This is a genomic window from Actinopolymorpha pittospori (assembly GCF_014873875.1).
GTDB classification, from domain to species: Bacteria; Actinomycetota; Actinomycetes; order Propionibacteriales; family Actinopolymorphaceae; genus Actinopolymorpha; species Actinopolymorpha pittospori.
The window spans coordinates 1,436,517-1,456,821 of sequence record NZ_JADBEM010000001.1; the positions used below are offsets into that span (position 1 = coordinate 1,436,517).

At 68.6% G+C, this 20,305-nt stretch carries 17 protein-coding genes; 10 read left to right on the forward strand and 7 right to left on the reverse strand.

Going from position 1 to position 20,305, the window contains the following annotated elements:
* Positions 1-41: 41 nt before the first annotated feature.
* Positions 42-338 (forward strand): alpha/beta fold hydrolase, encoded by a 297-nt coding sequence (locus HEB94_RS06790; protein WP_202896183.1) that lies wholly within the window; start codon positions 42-44, stop codon positions 336-338.
* A 27-nt stretch (positions 339-365) separates the two neighbouring features.
* A complete protein-coding gene (locus tag HEB94_RS06795; protein ID WP_192749117.1) occupies positions 366-1,004 on the forward strand; it encodes a DsbA family protein in 639 nt (212 codons plus the stop codon).
* A gap of 42 nt (positions 1,005-1,046) precedes the next feature.
* Here HEB94_RS06795 and HEB94_RS06800 read toward each other — a convergent pair whose 3' ends face one another.
* Positions 1,047-1,673, reverse strand: a complete 627-nt coding sequence (locus tag HEB94_RS06800; protein WP_337917495.1) for a GNAT family N-acetyltransferase — start codon at positions 1,671-1,673, stop codon at positions 1,047-1,049.
* 317 nt (positions 1,674-1,990) lie between these two features.
* Between HEB94_RS06800 and abc-f the strand changes: the two genes are divergently transcribed.
* Positions 1,991-3,628: a ribosomal protection-like ABC-F family protein gene (abc-f, locus tag HEB94_RS06805; RefSeq protein ID WP_192749118.1), complete on the forward strand. Its 1,638-nt coding sequence runs from the start codon at positions 1,991-1,993 to the stop codon at positions 3,626-3,628.
* Here abc-f and HEB94_RS06810 read toward each other — a convergent pair whose 3' ends face one another.
* Complete coding sequence (locus HEB94_RS06810; RefSeq protein WP_192749119.1) at positions 3,629-4,507, reverse strand: LysR family transcriptional regulator; 879 nt, start codon at positions 4,505-4,507, stop codon at positions 3,629-3,631.
* 480 nt (positions 4,508-4,987) lie between these two features.
* Positions 4,988-6,367, reverse strand: a complete 1,380-nt coding sequence (locus tag HEB94_RS06815) for an IS1380 family transposase (protein ID WP_192751886.1) — start codon at positions 6,365-6,367, stop codon at positions 4,988-4,990.
* 242 nt (positions 6,368-6,609) lie between these two features.
* On the opposite strand from HEB94_RS06815, the gene HEB94_RS06820 reads away from it, so the two are divergent.
* Positions 6,610-7,458: a class I SAM-dependent methyltransferase gene (locus tag HEB94_RS06820; RefSeq protein WP_192749120.1), complete on the forward strand. Its 849-nt coding sequence runs from the start codon at positions 6,610-6,612 to the stop codon at positions 7,456-7,458.
* Positions 7,459-7,569: 111 nt separating this feature from the next.
* Entirely contained in the window at positions 7,570-8,655 is a 1,086-nt protein-coding gene (locus HEB94_RS06825) for a S66 family peptidase (protein ID WP_337917496.1), read from the forward strand.
* A 19-nt stretch (positions 8,656-8,674) separates the two neighbouring features.
* On the opposite strand, the gene HEB94_RS06830 is transcribed toward HEB94_RS06825, so the two are convergent.
* Positions 8,675-9,718, reverse strand: a complete 1,044-nt coding sequence (locus HEB94_RS06830; protein WP_192749121.1) for an NAD(P)-dependent alcohol dehydrogenase — start codon at positions 9,716-9,718, stop codon at positions 8,675-8,677.
* Positions 9,719-9,815: 97 nt separating this feature from the next.
* Here HEB94_RS06830 and HEB94_RS06835 point away from each other — a divergent pair, with 97 nt between their 5' ends.
* The gene (locus HEB94_RS06835) at positions 9,816-10,403 is read left to right on the forward strand and encodes a TetR/AcrR family transcriptional regulator (RefSeq protein WP_192749122.1); all 588 of its coding nucleotides are present in this window, start codon (positions 9,816-9,818) and stop codon (positions 10,401-10,403) included.
* A 38-nt stretch (positions 10,404-10,441) separates the two neighbouring features.
* Here the strand turns inward: HEB94_RS06835 and HEB94_RS06840 are convergent, their stop codons facing one another.
* On the reverse strand, positions 10,442-11,518 hold the full coding sequence (locus HEB94_RS06840) for an LLM class flavin-dependent oxidoreductase (RefSeq protein ID WP_192749123.1): 1,077 nt from the start codon (positions 11,516-11,518) through the stop codon (positions 10,442-10,444).
* Between the two features lie 171 nt (positions 11,519-11,689).
* Here HEB94_RS06840 and HEB94_RS06845 point away from each other — a divergent pair, with 171 nt between their 5' ends.
* Positions 11,690-12,952: a GAF domain-containing protein gene (locus tag HEB94_RS06845; protein ID WP_192749124.1), complete on the forward strand. Its 1,263-nt coding sequence runs from the start codon at positions 11,690-11,692 to the stop codon at positions 12,950-12,952.
* Between the two features lie 24 nt (positions 12,953-12,976).
* Here the strand turns inward: HEB94_RS06845 and HEB94_RS06850 are convergent, their stop codons facing one another.
* Positions 12,977-14,485: a GMC family oxidoreductase gene (locus HEB94_RS06850; protein WP_192749125.1), complete on the reverse strand. Its 1,509-nt coding sequence runs from the start codon at positions 14,483-14,485 to the stop codon at positions 12,977-12,979.
* Positions 14,486-14,707: 222 nt separating this feature from the next.
* On the opposite strand from HEB94_RS06850, the gene HEB94_RS53385 reads away from it, so the two are divergent.
* The 3 genes from HEB94_RS53385 to HEB94_RS06865 all read left to right on the forward strand — a co-directional run bounded on the left by HEB94_RS53385 (position 14,708) and on the right by HEB94_RS06865 (position 19,807).
* Complete coding sequence (locus HEB94_RS53385; protein WP_192749126.1) at positions 14,708-15,544, forward strand: MmyB family transcriptional regulator; 837 nt, start codon at positions 14,708-14,710, stop codon at positions 15,542-15,544.
* A 184-nt stretch (positions 15,545-15,728) separates the two neighbouring features.
* Positions 15,729-17,795, forward strand: a complete 2,067-nt coding sequence (locus tag HEB94_RS06860; RefSeq protein ID WP_192749127.1) for an ABC transporter substrate-binding protein — start codon at positions 15,729-15,731, stop codon at positions 17,793-17,795.
* The gene (locus HEB94_RS06865; protein WP_192749128.1) at positions 17,795-19,807 is read left to right on the forward strand and encodes an aldo/keto reductase; all 2,013 of its coding nucleotides are present in this window, start codon (positions 17,795-17,797) and stop codon (positions 19,805-19,807) included. The genes HEB94_RS06860 and HEB94_RS06865 overlap by 1 nt, the downstream gene beginning before the upstream one ends.
* Here HEB94_RS06865 and HEB94_RS06870 read toward each other — a convergent pair.
* Positions 19,804-20,286: a peroxiredoxin family protein gene (locus tag HEB94_RS06870; RefSeq protein WP_192749129.1), complete on the reverse strand. Its 483-nt coding sequence runs from the start codon at positions 20,284-20,286 to the stop codon at positions 19,804-19,806. The genes HEB94_RS06865 and HEB94_RS06870 overlap by 4 nt on opposite strands.
* Positions 20,287-20,305 lie beyond the last annotated feature (19 nt).

A 20,305-nucleotide genomic window follows, 5' to 3' on the forward strand; every position in this document is an offset into this window, starting at 1 on the left:
CGTTGAAGCGGATCGAAGGCCGCGATCCGTGGAGGCGTCTCATGGGCACGATCACCACCAGGGACGGAACCGAGATCTTCTACAAGGACTGGGGTTCGGGTCAGCCGGTGGTCTTCAGCCACGGCTGGCCGTTGAACTCCGACGCCTGGGACGACCAGATGGTGGTCGTCGCCTCCCGCTGCTTTCGCGCGATCGCCCACGATCGTCGTGGCCACGGACGTTCGGAGGATCCGTGGGACGGCAACGACATGGACACCTACGCCGAGGACCTCGCCCAACTCATCGACACCCTCGACCTCCACCCGCAGACCCTCGTCTCCCCACGCCGGGCCGGGTAGCCGGCGAGCAGCGCAGCGGAGGGCGCCATGACCATCCCGACGCCGCGGTTCCCGGTGCCGGAGCACGTGCCGGCCAACAGTTCCACCGAGAAGGACGGCATCGTCGTGGGCGTCGGACCGGTGACCGTCGACGCCTACATCGACTTCCTGTGTCCGTTCTGCCGACAGTTCGAGGCGACGTCCGGGCCGACCCTGGAACGGTTGGTGGACGAGGAACTGATCAGCCTCGTCCACCACCCCATGGGCTTCCTCGACGAACTGTCCACCAACCACTACTCCTCCCGAGCCTCGGCGGCCTCGGGCTGCGCCAGCGACCAGGGTCGTTTCCTGGAGTTCGCCGCGGCGCTGTTCGCCCACCAGCCACCCGAGGTGGGACCCGGACACACCGACGAGGAACTGGTCGCGCTCGGCGCTCTCGCCGGTGTGACGGATCCGCCGTTCGCCGCCTGCGTCCTAACGGGGACGTATCTGGACTGGACGACCTACGTCACGCGCATGGCCGTCGGGCGTGGAGTGGGCGCGACCCCCACCGTGACGGTCCAGGGCGTCCCGGTGCCGGCGAACCCCCGCACCATCGTCACCGCGGTCGACCAGGCCAGCAACGCGCCGACCCGGCCCGAGCACGAGACGCGGCCGGAGAACCAGTGGCGCACCCACTGGCTCTAGTAGTGCGTGTTCCGATGCCGGTGGTGCCCCAAGCCCGCCTGCCTAGCGATTGGCGGCGTGTCGCGGATCGACAGGTGGGGAGATCTCCGGGCGAGGGTCCGTGGCGAGGCGTGCGTGGAGATGGGAGTCGTAGCGTTGGCCGGTGGGGTCGACGAACTCCTCCCGCATGGTCACCTCCATTCGGAAGCCGGCCTTCACGGCGACCCGACACGATCCGGTGTTGACCACCGCGTGGTAGAGGTTGAGGCGGTGCAACCCGAGGCCGCCGCCGTTGGTCGGCGTGAACGCCCAGCGGGCCACCGCGTCCAGGGCGCGCGGCGCGATGCCTCGGCCTCGAAACCGCGGCGACACCCAGTACGCCATGACCGCCTGGTCGGGGATGCGGTTGACGTCGCGCACGCTGACCGCACCGACCACCGTGCCGTCGGCCGCGTCGGTGACGGCCAAGGCCGCGGTGCCGTCCTCCCAGCCGGTGATGCGCGGCCCCAGCCAGCGTCGGCCGCGCTCAGCCTCCGGTGCGTCCAGCACCGCCAGGCCAGCTGCCCAGCGCAGGATGCCCGGGTCGCGCATGGCCGCGGCGACAGCGGGCTCGTCGGCCTCGACGAAGGGGCGCAGCACCAGGTCGGCCGCATCGATGGTGGCGGGGGCGAGGAGGGGCCGGCTGATCACCCCAACGTTCTACCCGACCGCCGGCGGCATCAGCGCGCTGACCCCGACCCCGGTCTCCGGCCGTGCCGAACACTCCGGGTGATCACTTCGATCGCCATGATCGCCTCGTCCGAGGGTCCTGGTGTTATCGTGACGGGCGAGTATCCCCGCTCGAGGAGACCGACATGCTGGGTGAGGACGACATCTCCGGGTGATCCCGGAGCAATCGGCCACAGGTGTAGGCGCAGCAGCGCCCCCGTGGCCCCTCTCGTCGTCCACACACCCCTCCTGATGCGAGCGTCTCGACGCGCCCGCACGCACCCACGAGGTCTTCTCCCATGTCCGACGCGTTCGTCGTCTGTTCCAACCTGTCCTTCTCCTGGCCGGATGACACCCCGGTCTTCCAGGACCTGTCCTTCACCATCGGCGCCGGCCGCACCGGCCTGGTCGCGCCGAACGGCGCCGGCAAGAGCACCCTGCTCAGGCTGATCGCCGGGGAGTACCGGCCCAGCCGCGGATCCGTGACCGTGCAGGGCGTTCTCGGCTACCTCCCGCAGACCCTGCCCCTGGTCGGCGACCTGACCGTGGCGGAGGTTCTGGAGATCGCCCCGATCATCCGGGCACTGGACGCCATCGAGTCCGGCGACACCGGTGAGGAGCACTTCGCCACGGTCGGCAACGACTGGGACATCGAGGAGCGCACCCGGGCCCAACTGGATCGGCTCGGACTCGCGGACGTCTCCCTCACCCGGCGCCTGCACACCCTCAGCGGCGGGCAGGTCATCTCCCTCGGCCTGGCCGCGCAGTTGCTGAAGCAACCCGACGTCCTGCTGCTGGACGAACCGACCAACAACCTCGACATCGACGCCCGACGCAAACTCCAGGACGTCCTCGACACCTGGAACGGCTGCCTGGTGGTGGTCAGCCACGACCGGGCCCTGCTCGACCGCATGGACCGTATCGCCGAACTGGAGCGGGGCGAGATCCGCTTCTACGGTGGGAACTTCGGGGCCTATGAGGAGGCGGTGCGCCTGGAGCAGGAGGTCGCGGAGAAGAACGTCCGCAACGCCGAGCAGGAGGTCAAGCGGCAGAAGCGGGAGATGCAACAGGCCCGTGAACGGGCCGACCGACGGGCCAGCAACGCCGCCCGCAACCTCGACAACGCGGGCCTGGCGAGGATCTTCGCCGGAAACATGAAGCGTGGCGCCCAGGAGGCGGCCGGTCGGTCTCAGAACACCCACGCCGCAAGGGTCAGCGAGGCCAAGGACCGACTCGACGAGGCGAGCCGCGCCGTCCGCGACGACCAGAAGATCACGCTGACCCTGCCCGCGACCAACCTCCCGGCCGGTCGAACAGTCTTCCTCGGCGAAGGTCTGCGGCTGCGCTACGGCGACCGCGCCGTCTTCGCCGGCGACGGTGTCGACCTGACCATCCGCGGACCGGAGCGGATCGCCCTGACCGGCCCCAACGGTGCCGGCAAGTCCACCTTGCTGCGGATCATCAACGGCGACCTGGACCCGGAGGGCGGATCGACCAAACGCGCCGACGGCCGGGTCGCCTACCTGTCACAACGACTGGACCTGCTCGACCCAGACCGCACGGTCGCGGAGTCGCTGGCCGCCTTCGCCCCCACGATGCTGGAAGCGCAGCGGATGCATCTGCTCGCCCGGTTCCTCTTCCGCGGGGAACGCATCCACCTGCCGGTCGGCGCGCTGTCCGGCGGGGAACGCCTCCGCGCAACCCTGGCTTGCGTGCTACACGCCGAACCGGCGCCACAACTGCTGCTCCTGGACGAACCGACCAACAACCTGGACCTGGTCAGCGTCGACCAACTGGAGAGCGCGTTGAACGCCTTCGAGGGCGCCTTCGTCGTGGTCAGTCACGACGAACGGTTCCTGACCGACATCCACGTCAACCGCTGGTTGCGGCTCGCCGAGGGTCGACTGGTGGAGACCAGCGCCCCGGAGGTGCCGTAGTCAGGCGGCAGGACGGATGGCCACGGCGGTCTCCGCGAACGCCTCGATCAGGTCGGTGTCACGGTCGGCCGGGCCCGCCAGGCACACCGGATGGGGCGGTATGTCGGTGACCGGTACGCAGACGACGTCGCGACGCAGGTAGTAGTGCGCCGCCGACTCGGGCAGGAAGGTGATGGCCCGACCGGCGGCGACGTGTTCGAGCTTCTCGTCCATGGTGCGGATGGCCGGGCCCGGTACGGGGTGCCGGCCGTCCGGACGTGGATCGGTGTTGCAGAAGGCGTCCCACGCCGGTGAGGCGTTGAGATGCATGACGACCGGGTCGTCGGCGAGTTCCATGATGGACAGGCTCCTGCGCCCGGCGAACCGGTGGGAGGCCGGCAGCACAGCCAGCCGGGGCTCCGCGTAGAGGGTGCGGATCCACAGACCCTGGTCCTCGATCGGCGGCCGGACGAAGGCGACGTCGACCACGCCGTCCCGAATCACCTCGGCCTGGTCGTACCACTCGATGCGACGGATGTCGACGTTGATGTCTGGATACCTGTCACTGAAGGCGTTGATGGCCCGATTGACCGACAGGCCGGCCATGAAACCGACGGTGAGTGTCCGAGGTCCGTTGCCGGCGGCCAGGACCCGTCGCTGAGCGGCATCCGCGCCAGCCAGCAGCGACCTCGCCTCCTCCAGAAGTTGCTCGCCGGCTTCGGTGAGGCTGACCTGGCGGCTGCTCCGATGGAACAGGCTCACCCCCAGCTCGCGCTCCAGTCTGTTGATCTGGCGGCTCAGTACGGGCTGGGTGATGTGGAGGTTTTCGGCGGCCCGGCCAAAGTGCAGTTGCTCCGCGACCTCGACGAAGTAGCGCAGCTTCCTCAGATCCAGGTCCATGCTGCCAGGGTATCGATCTGCCTGACCGACCTCGGACATGCACCCTGCACCGAAAAGAGGGCCTGGTCCCCAAGCGGCCAAGGACTCCTCGGCAGCTGTCGTGCGGCGCGGACAATGCGGGCGAGACGCAAGGCGCTCATGACAGCGCCCGTGAGCGCCGCGAGACACAGCGCGCACTCGGCCCACCCATCGGCCCACCGATCACCCACGCGCCGTGCGACGCGTCGTCGAACAACCTCACCTGCCCCAGCCCTTGACCGACCATATGGTTGTAGTTTATCTCTAGAGTTCAACTCTAGCCTCAACTATTCACGGAAATTGATCTAGTGGTGATCGATTCTTGTTTGGGCTTGCGTGGTTGTGAAAGCTGCTTGCGGGTAGGCTGGCGGGCCCGGCGGTTGGGGGCCGGTTGTTGTTGTTCAGTGGGGGTTTGCGGGTCTCCGTTTCTGCGGCTCGCGAGGTGGTCAGGGACGGCGGGTGTTAGCCGAAGGCCGTACGGATGCGCGTCCAGCCTTTCTCGATCGCGGGGCTGGGGGTCCAGGAAGAGTCCAGTTTCAGATACAGCTGTCGGGCGGTGGAGACGATTTTTCCGGCGACGTGTAGGACTTTGTAGCGGAAGGTTTCGGGTGTGGCTTTGGCGATCCCGGGGTGGTCTTTGAAGCCGAGCAGTTTCGCCCAGCTGATCAGATCCGCGGCGGCGAGCGCTATCTCGAACCAGGCCTGGTTGTGGCAGAACGCGTCCAGCGGCAGGTTGCCCAGGCCGAGGTGGCCGGAGTCTTTGATCCGTGCTTCGACGTGGGCGTGCTGGCGGTGTCGTAGCTCCAGTCCCTGGATCTGGTGGGGGACTACACGGGCCGGGGTGTCGGTGATGAACGCGGTCAGCCGCATCCCGTCACTGGTGGTGTTGTGCAGTTGGAGTTGGGCGCCCGGATGCGGGCGTTCCTTGCGTAGGATCAGCCGGGTGCCTTGCGGCCACTTCGACAGATCCACACAGTGTGTGGCTTCGAACACCATGGCACCGTCACGGATCCCGTCGTCTTCGATCGCGGTCGCCCACAGCTGCTCGTCCACCGCGTCGGCGATCCCCACATAGGTGGGGGTCGACTCGGTGGAGAAGCTGAACTCGCAGTGTTTCTGCCGGCAGTAGGCGGCGAAGTCGTAGGTCGCCCCGGCCGCATCGGCCCGGATCAGGATCTCCGGCGCACCGTCGACGCCAGGCCGGTAGGACTCCGGGAGCGCTTCAAGGGTCAGGTCCAGCAGTGTCTTGTGGTCGGCGATGGTGTTCGACCCGGCGTTTCCGGGCCGAAGGATCCCAGCCAGCGACTCCCCGCCGGAGATCTCGGGCCGGTCCAGATAGGAGTGCAGCGGATGGAACCCGAAGCTCTTCTTCCAGGTCGGTGCCGCGCCGGACTTCTCACTGTGAGCGATGGTGATCGTGGCATCGAAGTCGATGTGCAGATACCCACCGGTGGCCTCCAGGTCCGGGGCCGCTCCCGCCTGCCAGGCCCGCTCACGCGCCTTCGCCCGCGCCTGACGCACCAGCCCCAGATGCCGTTCATCGATCCTGTCGACCAGCCGCCACACGGTCGGCTGACTGGCCACCGCCCCGTGCAGCTGCGGGCGGTCCCGCAACACCGCGATCCCCGACGTCGACGTCGCCCCATCGGCGATCGCACACGCCTGATCAGCGAACACCTGCCCCGGGGAGTGAAGCCACGGGCCCCGATACGTGTCAGCCAACGCCTGGGTGACGAACCTGGTCAGACCCACGAACTCAGCGAGCTCGCGCAGCATCGACACACCCGCATGCGAGGCCAACCCGTGCCCATCCGAGCTGACCCGAAACCGCGGCCCAGCCACGCCACCCCTGCCGCCAGCCGAACCATCCTTGCCTCGGCGTGCCTTCTTCCCACCCGACGAACCCTTGCTACGCTTCACCTACGGAGTGCCTTTCTGCAAGAAAGATCGTTGTCCTCAAACACCGATTCTTCCTTACAGACAAGGCACTCCGCCGCATTTAGACCCCGTGCCGCCGACCCACGTGAATAGCCGAGGCTAGTCAGGAGCGACAGAAGCCGCCCCTGAAAGCCGGAGGAGAACCCATGCAAGCCATTGCCAACACCCAGCAGGCCAATGCGTGGAACGGTTGGGAAGGCGTCAACTGGGCGCGCAACGCCGCCCGGTACAACGCGATGGTCGACGCCTTCAACGAGGCCCTCTTCGAAGTCGCCGCGATCGCCGAGGACGACCGGGTCCTCGACATCGGCTGCGGCACTGGCCAGATCACACTGCTGGCGGGCCGCAAGGCGCACCGAGGGCAGGTGGTCGGCGTCGACATCTCCGCACCGATGCTGGAGCGTGCCCGTTCCGACCTGACCGAACAGAGCATTGCCAACGTCAGTTTCGAACAGGGGGACGCTCAGGTCCATCCGTTCCCCGACGGCGGCTTCGACGTGGCGATCAGTCGCGGCGGAGTGATGTTCTTCTCCGACCTGGTGGCCGCGTTCACCAACATCCGACGAGCGTTGCGACCCGGTGGACGGTTCGTGTTCATGGGCCCGCAAGGTGGGTCCGCCGACACGCCTTACGCCCGCGCCACCGCCGCGCTCGGTCCGCTGATGCGCGCACCGTCGCCCGCCTCGCAGGGGATGGGATCCCTTGTCGAGCCCGACCGCATCCGCCAGATCCTCGGCGACGCCGGGTTCGTCGACGTGACCCTCACCCCGGTCGAAGCGCTGATGGACTACGGCCGTGACGCCGCCGACGCGGCGGAGTTCATCCTCAGCCAGGGCCCGGTCGCCTTCAACCTCGAAGGCGTCGACCCGCAGGTCGTCGAGCAGAAGCGCCAGGAACTGCGAGCCGGGCTCGAACCGTACGTGACCCCACACGGCGTCCGAATCCCCGGCTCCGTCTGGGTGGTGCGCGCCACCCGCCCCACCCTGTCCGTCTAACGCTACGGGCGGCGGGCTTCGCGGTACGCCTGCGGCGACAAACCCAACTGCCACGTCCCTGAGTTCCTGCTACAGGCCGGCGGCCACGGGGCGGAGGGACAACTCGGTCACGTGACCCAGTTGAATGAGCTCATGCGCCCCGACTTCACCGTCCCCCCGAAGCTGACCGCCGGAGACCGGGTGGCGGTGGTCTCGCCGTCGTTCGCCGCGCCGGGGATGTTCCCGGCCGTGCACGAGGCTTCGACGCGACGGCTGCGTGAGGACTTCGGCGTGGAGCCGGTGGAGTACCCGACGACCCGCCGCCTGAACGCAACACCACAGGACCGTGCGGCCGACCTGATGGCGGCGTTCGCCGACCCCACGATCCGGGCGGTGCTGGCGAGCATCGGCGGCGACGACCAACTGACGGTCCTGCCGTTCCTCGACCCGCGGGTCATCGCCGCGAACCCCAAGCCGTTCTTCGGCTACAGCGACAACACGAACCTGCTCAACTGGCTGTGGAACCTCGGGATCGTCTCCTACCACGGCGGATCCACCATGGTGCACCTCGGCCGGAGCGGCGGACTCCACCCGGTGTCGACGGGTTCGCTGCGCGCGGCGCTGTTCACCGGCGGTAACCTCGACCTGCACCCGGTCCAGGAGTTCAGTGAGGACCCGCTCGACTGGAACGACCCCGCGTCGCTGGACAAGCAGGCACCGACGCTGCCTGCCCCGGAGTGGATCTGGCACCAACCCGACCAGGTCGTCACCGCCCCGACCTGGGGCGGCAATCTGGAGATCCTGCACTGGAACCTCGCGGCGAACCGGTGGATCCGCCCGGTGGAGGACTACGCCGGCTGCGTCCTGCTGCTGGAGACCTCGGAGGAGATGCCCTCGGCGACCGAGGTGTTCCGGATGCTGCGCAACGCCGGCGAACGTGGACTGCTGGCGCAGTTCCCGGCGGTCCTGGTCGGCACCGCCAAGGCGAGCGACCTGGGACGCCAACCGCCGCTGGAGGAACGCGAGCGCTACCGCGACGACCAACGCGAGGCGATCCTGCGCGCCTTCAACCACTACAACCCCACCGCCATGGTGGTGTTCAACATCGACCTCGGCCACACCGACCCGCAGTGGGTCCTCCCCTACGGCGGAACGGTCACCGTCGACGGCCCGGCCCGCCGGATCACCGCGCACTACTGCGACAAGACGGCCGAGTGAGGCCTTGACTCCTCCTCGGTCAGTCCAGGTCGGCCAGGTCGAGGACGAAGCGGTAGCGGACGTCGTTGTGCTGGAGGCGGTCGAGGGCCTCGTTCACGTGCGCCGAGGGGAGTAGCTCGACGTCGGCGGTGACGCCGTGCTCGGCACAGAAGTCCAGCATGGCGGCGGTCGCAGGTCTACCGCCGCTGCCTGCGGAGCTGAGTTTCTTGCGTCCCACGAGCAGGTCGAGGGTCTCCACAGTGACGGGACCGAGGTGCCCGAGGTGGCTGAGCGTCCCGTCCATGGCGACCAGCTGCAGGTAGGGCCCCAGGTCATGCGGGGCGGAGATGGTGTCGATGACGACGTCGAACCGATCGCGGGCCGCGGCCATCTGCTCCGGGTCTGTCGAGACGATGAGAGCGCGGGCGCCGAGGCGACGAGCGTCGTCAGCCTTGTCCGGCGAGCGGCTGATGACCGAGGTTTCGGCGCCGAGCGCCACTGCCATCTTGACGGCAAGATGGCCCAGGCCGCCCAGCCCTGCCACGGCGACCCGGCTCTCCGGCCCCACGCCGAGGGCCCACAGCGGCTCCCAGACGGTGATCCCGGCACAGAGCAGCGGGGCTGCGGCGGCTGGGTCCAGACCGGCGGGAAGAGGGTAGGCGAACCGGTCGCGCAGGACGTACTCGCGGGAGTAGCCCCCGAGGGTGGTCGATCCGTCGTGCCGGTCGACGCCGTCATAGGTCAAGGTCGGAAAGGCGTGGCAGAAGTTCTCCTGGCCGGCCCGGCACATGGCGCACTCGCCGCATGAGTCGACGATGTTGCCCACCGCCACCGGGTCGCCGGCGCTGAAGTGGGTGACCGCGCGCCCGGTCTCGGTCACCGTGCCCGTGAACTCGTGGCCCGGCACCAGGGGCGGGCTCGCCGCGCCGTCACGGGCGTGGATGGCGTGCAGATCGGTGTGGCAGACGCCGCAGTAGTCCACGCGTACCGCGATGTCGTCGGGGCGCAGGTCGCGCCGTTCCAATGGTGCCCGGCGCAGCGCCCTCGCGCCGCCCTCGGTTCGCCAGCCAACGGTGGTCCTCATGGCCCTCTCCCTCAGACAGACTGTTCGGTCTGTTTTGACGATAGGCACCTGCTGGAGGATTTGGCAAACCGACTGTTCTGTTGGCTAGGCTGTACGCATGCCTGATCGGCCCCTGACGTCACGCGGGTCCGCGACGTACCAGCGCATCCTCGATGTGGCGACCCAGGAGTTCGCCCAGTACGGGATCGCCGGGGCGCGAGTCGAGCGGATCGTGGCAGCGGCCTCCACCAACAAGGCGCAGCTCTATGCCTACTTCGGCAGCAAGGAAGGGCTCTTCGACGCCATCTTCCTCGGCTCTCTGGAGCGGATCGTGAACGTCGTCCCGATCGACGCCACCGATCTCGCGGACTGGGCCGTGCGCCTCTACGACGAGTACCTACGCCGCCCCGACCTCATTCGGCTGGCCACCTGGACGCGCCTGGAGCGACGCCCGGAGGGTCACCTGGTCGAGGACCGCGACCGGCTCGACGACGACAAACTGCGCGCCATCGCCGAGGCGCAGGCCGCTGGCCTGGTGCGCGAGGGAGACCCGTTCGACGTGCTGGCGATGGTGATCGCCATGTCGATGGCCTGGTCGCCGGTCAGCAACGTCTACGCCGCGACCGCACAGGAGCCCCCAGAACTGCACGAGCAGCGCCGCGCTCTGCTCCGCGAGAGCGTCCGGCGCGCGGTGACCACCAGCTAGTTCCTGGTCGTGGCCCGGATCCGGTCGAGCTCGCGCGGTCAGGCGGCCGCGGGCTCGTCGAACAGGCTCAGCAGCTGGTCGCCGACTCGGACGATCTCTTGTTTGTAAGGGGTGTCGGAGAGGATGAAGTGGGTGATGCCCAGCTCCTGGTACTTCCGCAGCGCGTCCGCGACGTCGGTCGGCGAGCCGACCAGCCAGGTGGTGCCGGCTCCCCCACCCCCGAAGCGTCCCGGCGCCGTGTAGAGGCAGGAGTCGAGGACCTCACCCTGCTCGGCGAGGGCGAGGAGGCGGTCCTGACCGACCGCCTGACGCTGGTAGCCGTCCGAACGCGGCACCCGCTGGTTCTGCGCCATCTTCGCGACCTTGGCCTCGGCGTCTCGCCACGCCTCCTCGGTGGTGTCACGTACCAGCGTGGTGATCCGTAGCCCGAACTCCAGAGGTGCGTGCGTACGTCCAAGCGACTGGCTCAGCGTCGTGAGTCGGTCGATCCGTTCGGCGACGCCGGCCAGCGGCTCACCCCAGAAGAGCTGGACGTCGGCTTCGGCCGCCGACACCCGCTCGGCCGCGTCCGAGGCGCCGCCGAAGTACAGGCGGGGGTGCGTGCGGTCACCGACGCGGTAGGGGCGCGGCGCCAGCGTGGAGCCCTCCACACCGAAGTGGTCGCCGTGGAAGGTGACGTTCTCCTCGATCCACAGGCGCCGGACGATCTGGAGGAACTCCCTGGTCCGCGCGTAGCGCTGGCTCTGGTCGCCTTCGGTGTCGCCGTAGGCGGCGACGTTGTCGCGACCGCTGACGATGTTGACCAGGAGGCGCCCGCCGCTGAGCTGGTCGAGGGTGGCCGCGGCACTGGCGAAGTGGGCGGGTTGCCAGTAGCCGGGCCGGATCGCCACGAGCGGCTTGAACGTGGTGGTGCGGGCCGCCAGGGAGGTGGCGACGGTGAAGGTGTCCGGGCGGCCCCAGCCGGTGCCGATCAGGGCGCCGCCCCAACCGTGCCGCTCGGCCGTACGAGCGAGGTCGGTGGAGAAGTCGAGCGTTCCCCACCCGTCCTTCGTCTCATCGCCCCGGTGCCCGGGCTCGACGGTGTTCGGGATGTACCAGAGAAACTCGAGGTTCATTTCGCCCCTTCGCCGAGGAAACGCGACTCGAATATCCTACTCATCCCATAGGCTTTATAGGTAGATCGGGAGTGGGGCAGCGTGCCTCGACATTTCGGACCATCCGGTCCCGCCGGCGCAGGCGATCGCGGTGACGCCGAGTGGGACGAGGGCGACCTTTACGATGGAGCGATGTTCGGCGCCGAAGCCGGCGGAAGCCGGCCCACGGCTGGTCCCCCCAGCGACGAACCCGCCCCTGACCTGATCATCACGCTGCGAGCGATCGTCAGGTCGGCGGCGGAACAGGTGTCTGGGCACTACGCCGTCCTCGCCGCCGACATTCCCGGGGACGGCGGCATGTACCTCGTGACCTGCGGCCTGCCCGAGGAGGCCGACCCCCACGAATGGTGCGCGCTCGAAGGAACCGGGGACATTCTCGACTCCACCGAAGTGTTCCGCGTCGATGATCTCGCCCAACTTCGCGCCCGGCACGGGCTCCCGCCCCTGGCATCCGCGCTCACCACGCTGATCGGGGCACCGATCCGCCTCGACGAACAGCTCTACGGCTACCTCTACGTCGCCAACAAGCGATGCTCGGGCACGTTCACCAGCGAGGACGAGGAACCGGTGCTCGCCATGGCCACCGCCGCGGCCGCCGCGATCGAGAACGCCCGGCTACTCAACCTCGAACACCGCCGCCAACAGTGGCTGGAAGCGTCGTTGGAGATGACCCGGGTCCTGCTCAGCGACGACGAACGCAGCCGGGCCTCGCGGGTGGCGGTCCGCCTCCTCCAGGACGTGACCGCGGCCGACTTCGCCGCCCTCGTGCTCGTCGTCGACAACACCAGCACCAGTGAGGGCGCGATCGCCATCGACGCCGTGAGCGGTATCGACGCGGGGCGCCTGCTGGGCGCCTCAGAACGGCTCCAAGGGCTCAGCGCCAGGGTCGCCGCGACCGGTGAGCGGGTGATCAGCCCCAACATCACAGAGGAGCCGGGTTTCGACCCGCCGGCGGGCGCGGTCAAGGCGATGTCCATGCTCGGCCCGGCCATGTATCTTCCGCTCACCGCCGCGGGGGAGGTGCTGGGCCTTCTCATCATCGGGTGGCTGCGTGGCGCCTCATCTGACCACGTCGCCCCGACCGAGGTGGGCCTGGCGGAGATGATCGCCGGTCAGGTCGCCCTCGCACTGCACCAACTCCAGGCACGGGAGATGGTGACCGACGACCGGGATCGCATCGCCCACGATCTCGACGAGACAACGGTCGGCCGGCTCGTCGCCGTCGACGCCCACCTCGCCGACACCGTCAAGATGATCTCCGAGCCCGGCGCCCGGGACCGGGTCAACGCGGCGATCGACGGACTCCACGAAGCCAACCAGCAACTCCGCGCGGCGATCACCACGCTGCAGCGTCGACGCCCACCCGACGAGGACCGCGGCGAAGGTGCACCCTGAGACCGCGACGGGACACCACCGCCGCTAGCCCGTGAGGATCGAGGCGGCGCGCTCGGCGATGGCCAGGACGGTCGCGTGCGTGTTCGCGCCGATGATCTGCGGCATCACCGAGGCGTCCACCACACGGAGCCCACTGACACCGTGGACGCGCAACTCGGCGTCGACGACACCCAGCGGGTCCTCGCCGATGCGGCAGGTTCCCACCGCGTGGTGGTAGGGCCCCGTGACCTGACGCACATAGGCGCGGAGCGTGTCACCGTCGCGGACGACCGGGCCCGGCAGACACTCCCTGTCCCGCCACTCGGCCAGGGCCCGGGTCTCGCCCACCTCTCGAGCCATCTCGAGCGCGGTGACCATCGTCGACAGGTCCCGCTCGTCGCCGAGGAAGTTCGGGTGGATCAACGGGGCGGTGGCGGGGTCGCTGCTGGCGAGCCGGACGCTGCCTCGGCTGTACGGGCGCATGAGGGAGAACCCGATGGTGTAGCCGTGCACGGGACCGACCAGCGTCGGCGGATGGTAGGCGATGGTGAGGAAGAGCAGTTCGACGTCAGGAACCGACAGGTCCGGGCGACTGCGGAGCATGGCGACGACGTCGCTGTGGTTGTTGGGTCCCGATGGGACGGGCCTGGTCGCTGCGTAGGTGACCCCGGCCAGCGGGTGGTCCTGGAGGTTGCCGCCCACCCCTGCCAGATCGGCCACCACGTCGATGTCGAACTCGCGCAGGTGGTCGGCCGGACCGATGCCGGAGAGCATCAGCAGGTGCGCGGATCCGAACGTGCCGGCGCTGAGGATGACCTCCCGGTCAGCGCCCGCCGAGTGTGAGTGCCCGCCGACCGAGTACTCGATGCCGGTGCAGCGGCCTGCCGACAGGCTCAACCGACTGACCGACGCGTTCGGGACCACCGTGAGGTTCGGCCGGGTCAGGACAGGGCGCAGGTATCCGTCGGCGGCGGACTGCCGCGCACCGTCGACGATGTTCATCTCCAGCCAGGACACGCCCTCCGCGTCCTTGCCGTTCAGGTCGACCGAGACAGGGTGACCGACCTCGACGGCGGCGGCGAAGTACGCCGGGGCCATCGGGTGGACATCGGCGGGCGGAGACACCCGCATCGGCCCCTCGGTGCCACGGTAGGCCGGGTCGCGGCCCACCGCCCGTTCGGAACGCTTGAAGTAGGGCAGCAGATCCTCGTATCCCCATCCGGCAGCACCGTGTCGAGCCCACCCGTCGTAGCCCGCACGATGTCCCCGCAGAAAGGCCATCGCGTTGATGCTGCTGGACCCGCCAAGACCCTTCCCGCGAGGGTAGGGGAGAACGAGATCGTCCATGCCGGGCTGCGGCACGGTGACGTATCCCCAGTCGGCGGCACTCCCCATCAGACTCGGCCAGGCCGACGGGACACCCATCATTTCCGGCCCCTCGGCCGCACCCGCCTCGACAAGAAGCACTCGCGTCCTGGGATCTTCGGACAGTCGGGCAGCAAGCACGCATCCGGCGCTCCCCGCTCCAACCACCACGTAATCGAATGACTGCATCTGTTTCCCCTCACCCGCCCGACTCGGTTGCTTACCGCTCGACCTGAGGACCAGCGCCCCCAAGGTGCGGCGACGGGCCCGAATGGAACCCGCACCTGAAAACCAGAAAAGCAACGCGCCACGGGTCACAGGTGGGCCAAGGTCACCCAGATGTCCCTATGACTGACGGGGTTACGCTGAAGCTGTCACAGCGAATCGGATGAAGAGGTGGTGTGTGAAGCGGTGAAGGACGTTGCGCTCGGCGATTTCCTCCGCGCGCGCCGCGCCTCTCTCGCGCCGGACGAGGGCGAGGTGACGTCGGCGCCGCTGAGGCGGGTGCCTGGACTACGCCGCGAAGAAGTGGCGCGACTCGTCGGTGTGAGCGTCGACTATTACGTCAAACTGGAACAGGGCCACAGGATTCCCTCCGAAGGGGTCCTTCACTCACTTGCCGAGGTGCTGCAGCTGGACCAAGCAGCCAGGGAGCACATGCGCAACCTTGCCTGGCGCGACTCCCAACCCAACCGACACCCTGGCTCGACGGCGCAACACGTCCGGCCCGGGATGTTTCGCCTGATGGAGTCCTTCGGCGGCCTGCCCGTGGTTCTTCTTGGCCGGCGAACCGACATCCTCGCGGCCAACCCGACGGCTCGCCTTCTCTTCGCTGATTTCAACGCGATGCCTGCTCATGAGCGGAACGCGATTCGATTTGCTCTTCTCAGCGAGCGGGCCCGCGAACTGCACCTGGACTGGGAGTCCATCGTGGCCGGATTCGCCGGCATGTTGCGTATGGACGCCGGACGGCACCCGGATGACCCGCGGACCGCGGAACTCATCAACGATCTCTGCTCTCGGAGCCGGTATTTCGCCCGAGTGTGGAGCGGCTACCACGTCGCGACGAGCGTGGTCCCGGAGTCGAAACTGATCGAACATCCGGTGGTCGGCCGGGTGCGCTTCCAGGTTGAGGCGGTGACGACTCCGCAGGATCCGGACCAGGTTCTCCAGGTGCTCTTCCCGGCATCCGATCCCGCCTCCCAGTCGGCCGCGAGGGACCTCCTGGCCCTGGCCGGTGTCAAGTGAGCCTTGCCACTCACCGCTGACCCGGGCGACGTCGCCAGACCCGTCTTCACAGCCCGCGTTACCGGTGGTCATACCACCGTTCGCGCGACCCGGCACTGGTCAGACCGTCCGAAGATGGCCGCCCCGAGCCGTGTACGCCCACACAAGTGCCACCTAGCCTTCCGTGAAAAGGGAGGCGGTTGCGATGCGCGAACACAGCCAGGGCAACGTGAACAGCCAGACCGAGAACGCGAGGACCCCCTTCGCGCGTGACCCTTCGCGTCGACATCTGCTGCGCGCGGGCGGGATGGCGGCCGCCGCCCTGTTCGCGTCCGGCTGCGACGCCTTGTCCACCAAGCCGCAGGCGAAGGGCCAGCAGGGCCCCACAGACGCCGCGGCGAACGCCAAGGAGGCGCCCGCGCTGGCCGCACGGGTCAAAGCGGGGGAACTCCCAGCTCTGGGAAAGCGTCTTCCCACCAAGCCGATGGTGATCCAACCGGTCGACCGGCCCGGAACCTACGGCGGGCAGTGGGATCTGTTCGGTGACAGCCCGCCGGCCGGCGGCGGTGCGGAGGTCTACTACGAGTGGCTGGTGCGGTGGAGCCCGGACTGGTCCAAGGTGGTGCCCAACGTCGCGGAGTCGTGGGAGATCGACGACGACGGCCGCCAGTACACGTTCCACCTCCGCGCGGGCATGAAGTGGTCGGACGGGAAGCCGTACACGACCGAGGATATCGCCTTCGCCTACAACGACGTCCTGCTCAACAAGGAACTCTTCGCCGCACCGCCGGGCTACCTCGTCACCGGCGACCAGCCCGCGCGGCTGGAGGTGCTGGACGAGCAGACGTTCCGGCTGACCTTCGCCCGGCCGAACGGACTGTTCCTGGAGCTGTTGGCGTCCAACGGAACCCACGTCCTGACCAGCTGCGCCAAGCACTACTTCTCCCAGTTCCATCCCAAGTACAACGAGAACCTCGATGCGCTGGTGAAGAAGGAGCAGTTCGACCACTGGTACGAACTGTTCTCCACCCGGGGCGGCCCGCAGGGCGGCAACGGCCTGATCTGGCAGCCGAACGTCCCGGTGCTGACCGCGTGGCGCACCACGCAGATCCTCCAGCAGGGCACCCGGATGATCCTGGAGCGCAACCCCTACTACTGGAAGACCGACCCGCAGGGCCGCCAGCTTCCCTACCTGGACCGCATCGTCCGGCACGTGATCAGCGACCAGGAGGCCGCGCTGCTGCGCGCGATGGACGGCGACTTCGAGTTCCTGTCCCCGACGTTCTACAACCCCAACCTCGGCACGCCGAAGAACAAGCCGGTCCTCGCGACCAACCGGGAACGCGGCAACTACGACTTCGTCGACGGGCTGGACTCGACGATGAACAAGACCGTCATCGCGTTCAACCTGACGTGCAAGGACCGTCAACTCCGTGAGGTGTTCCGCAACCGGGACTTCAGGATCGGCCTGTCCCACGCGATCAACCGCGCCGAGATCATCGCGGCCGTCTACCAGCGGCAGGGCGAACCCTGGCAGGCGGCTCCGCGTAAGGAGTCGGAGTTCTACCTCGAACGGCTCGCCACGCAGTACACCTCCTACGACGTGAACCTGGCCAACCAGCACCTGGACAAGGCCGGCTACACCCAGCGCGACGCCAGCGGGATCCGACTGCGCCCGGACGGCAAACCGATCACGTTCAACATCGACGTGATCACCGAGGAGCCCACCCAGATCGACGCGCTCCAACTGGTCAGGGGCTACTGGCAGGCCGTCGGAGTGAAGCTGAACCTCTACACCATCGACCGGTCGCTCTACTACACCCGCAAGGAGGGCAACCAACACGAGTCCAGCGTGTGGACCGGTGACGGCGGCCTGCGGGACGGCATGGTCGACCCACGGTGGTACTTCCCGGCCAACAGCGAGTCGAACTTCGCGCTCCTGTGGTCGACGTGGTTCACCTCCCGTGGCCAGGAGGGCGAGGAACCACCCGCGGCGGCCCGTCGCCAGATGGAGCTGTACGACCAGATCGGCGAGACCGTCGACGCGGCGAAGCGGCGCGAACTGTTCATGGAGATCCTGGCCATCGCGGCCGAGGAGTTCTACGTCATCGGGACCGTGCTCCCGGTCGGGACGTTCGGCATCAAGCGCAACAACTTCCACAACGTGCCGAAGTCGATGATCGCGTCGTGGCGCTACCCCACACCGGGGCCGACCTGTCCAGAGCAGTACTTCGTCGCACCCGGCCAGGGCGGCGCGGGAGAGGATCAGTGATGACGCCGACGACAGGCACGTTGCGCTGGGGAGTTCTCGGCCTGGGCCGGATCGCCGGCCGGTTCGCCCAGGACCTACCGAACTCCAGGACCGGCACCCTGGTGGCGGTGGCCAGCCGCGACCTCGCTCGGGCAAAGTCCTTCGCCGACCAGTACGACGCCGAACGTCCCTACGGCGACTACGACGAACTCCTCGCCGACGACAGCGTCGACGCGGTCTACGTCGCGACACCGCACCCCTCGCACGCGCGGTGGGCGGTCCGCGCCGCGCAGGCGGGCAAGCACGTGCTGTGCGAGAAACCGCTCACGGTCAACCACGCGGAGGCGATGGCCGTGATCGAGGCGGCGCGCGACCATGACGTGTTCGCCATGGAGGCGTACATGTACCGCTGCCGCCCGCAGACCGCGCGGCTGGCGGAGCTGGTCCGCTCCGGCGCGATCGGCGCCGTCCACCAGATCCAGGCGTCGTTCGCGTTCGCGTCCAACGGGGATCCGGCGAACCGCCTGTTCCGGCAGGACCTCGCGGGAGGCGGGATCCTCGACGTCGGCGGCTATCCGGTGTCGATGGTCCGGCTGCTGGCGGGCGCCGCGCGCGGCGAGGCCTTCGCCGACCCCGACGGCGTCGAGGGAGTCGGCCACCTCGGGCCGGACAACCGGATCGACGAGTGGGCCGTCGCGACGCTGCGGTTCGCCCCGTCCGGCTCTACTCCGTCGATCACGGCCCAGGTGGCGACCGGCGTACGCCAGTCCGCCGAGAACGTCGTGCGCGTCTTCGGCAGCCACGGCTACCTCGTCGTCGCCTCGCCGTGGGGATCCCGCAGGGACGGAACGCCCACGACCATCGAGGTGCACCGGGTCGGCTCGGCGGCGGAGATTGTCGAGTTCGGCCCGGACCGCTCCTACGCGCTGGAGGCCGACGCCGTCGCGGACCACCTGGACGACCGTCAGGCCCCGGCGATGAGCTGGGCCGACACGCTCGGGAACATGGCGACCCTGGACCGCTGGCGGGCCGCGATCGGGCTGGAGTACGACGCCGAACGTGCCGACGCGGCGATCCCGACCGTCCACGGCCGCCCGGTCACGGCCCGCCCCGACCACCGGATGCGCTACGGCGAGGTGCCCGGTGTGCGCAAGCAGGTCTCCAGGCTCGTCCTCGGCTCGGTCGGTCGCGGCCTGCCGCACGCCAGCGTGATGTACGACGACTTCGTCGAGCGCGGCGGCAACTGCTTCGACACCGCCTACCACTACGGCGGTGGCAGGGCCGAGCGCCTGCTCGGCCAGTGGATGCGCAACCGCGGCAACCGGGAGGAGGTCGTGGTCATCGGCAAGGGCGCCCACACCCCGCACTGCGACCCGGAGTCGATCCGCAGCCAGCTCACCGAGAGCCTGGAGCGGCTGCGCACCGACTACATCGACCTGTACTTCATGCACCGGGACAACACCGATATCCCTGTCGGAGAGTTCGTCGACGTGCTGGACGAGCTCCACCGGGCCGGCCGCATCCACGCCTACGGCGGATCGAACTGGACCACCGAACGTCTGGACGAGGCGAACGCGTACGCGCAGTCCCATGGCAGGAAGGCGTTCGTGGCGCTGTCCAACAACTTCAGCCAGGCGCGGATGGTGGAGCCGCCGTGGGCGGGTTGTCTGGCCGCCTCCGACCCGGCCACGCGGGAGTGGCTCGAACGGCAGCGGCTGGCGTTGTTCCCGTGGTCGAGTCAGGCTCGCGGCTTCTTCACCGACAGGTCCGCGCACGACGACCTGTCCGACCCCGAGCTTGCCCGCTGCTGGTACAGCGAGGACAACTTCCTCCGCAAGGAACGCGCGCAGACCCTCGCCCGGCGCCGTGGTGTCTCGGCTGTCGCGATCGCGTTGGCGTACGTCCTCGCCCAGGAGTTCCCGACGTTCCCCCTGATCGGTCCGCAGCAGCTCAGCGAGACCCGTGACTCCTTCGCGGCTCTCGACGTCGAGCTCAGCCCGGAGGAGGTGCGCTGGCTCGACCTGCGCGACTAGGCGCCGGCGTGTTCCTTGTGGTACTTGATCAGGCCCATGACGTCCTCGGGGACGAGTCGCCCGATCGCGCCGCTGGAGTACACCGACACCACGATGTCACCTGAGGGGTCGAGGACGAACCCGGTCGACTGGAGGTACTCCGGGTCGGGGTTGACGAAGGCCCCGGTCGCCTCGGCCACCGCGTGGGCGTCCGCGCTGTGGCCAACGGGGAAGCTGAGCCGGAGCTTGTCGACCAGCGCCTTGGTGGTGACTTCGTCGTCCACGGACAACGCCACCACCTTGGCGTCGACTGCGGCAAGACCGTCGTGGGCACGCTGGAACGCCCGGAGCTGGGCGTTGCAGTAGGGACACCAGGAGCCGCGGTAGATCAGGACCACGCCGAAGTGCCCGGCGAGTTCGTCCCGGACGGAGACGGTCCCACCTCCGATAAGCTCGAGCCTGAGGTCGGGAAAGGCGGAGCCTGGATGCAGCAGTGTCATGGAGTTCCTCCTCGATAGG

Bases quoted from the DNA above. Each gene is read 5' to 3' on its own strand.
- HEB94_RS06795 (WP_192749117.1), top strand. From the start codon at position 366: ATGACCATCCCGACGCCGCGGTTCCCGGTGCCGGAGCACGTGCCGGCC.
- HEB94_RS06845 (WP_192749124.1), top strand. From the start codon at position 11,690: ATGTTCGGCGCCGAAGCCGGCGGAAGCCGGCCCACGGCTGGTCCCCCC.
- HEB94_RS06820 (WP_192749120.1), top strand. From the start codon at position 6,610: ATGCAAGCCATTGCCAACACCCAGCAGGCCAATGCGTGGAACGGTTGG.
- HEB94_RS06810 (WP_192749119.1), bottom strand. From the start codon at position 4,507: ATGGACCTGGATCTGAGGAAGCTGCGCTACTTCGTCGAGGTCGCGGAG.
- HEB94_RS06870 (WP_192749129.1), bottom strand. From the start codon at position 20,286: ATGACACTGCTGCATCCAGGCTCCGCCTTTCCCGACCTCAGGCTCGAG.
- abc-f (WP_192749118.1), top strand. From the start codon at position 1,991: ATGTCCGACGCGTTCGTCGTCTGTTCCAACCTGTCCTTCTCCTGGCCG.
- HEB94_RS06790 (WP_202896183.1), top strand. From the start codon at position 42: ATGGGCACGATCACCACCAGGGACGGAACCGAGATCTTCTACAAGGAC.
- HEB94_RS06835 (WP_192749122.1), top strand. From the start codon at position 9,816: ATGCCTGATCGGCCCCTGACGTCACGCGGGTCCGCGACGTACCAGCGC.
- HEB94_RS06850 (WP_192749125.1), bottom strand. From the start codon at position 14,485: ATGCAGTCATTCGATTACGTGGTGGTTGGAGCGGGGAGCGCCGGATGC.
- HEB94_RS06830 (WP_192749121.1), bottom strand. From the start codon at position 9,718: ATGAGGACCACCGTTGGCTGGCGAACCGAGGGCGGCGCGAGGGCGCTG.
- HEB94_RS06860 (WP_192749127.1), top strand. From the start codon at position 15,729: ATGCGCGAACACAGCCAGGGCAACGTGAACAGCCAGACCGAGAACGCG.
- HEB94_RS06865 (WP_192749128.1), top strand. From the start codon at position 17,795: ATGACGCCGACGACAGGCACGTTGCGCTGGGGAGTTCTCGGCCTGGGC.
- HEB94_RS06840 (WP_192749123.1), bottom strand. From the start codon at position 11,518: ATGAACCTCGAGTTTCTCTGGTACATCCCGAACACCGTCGAGCCCGGG.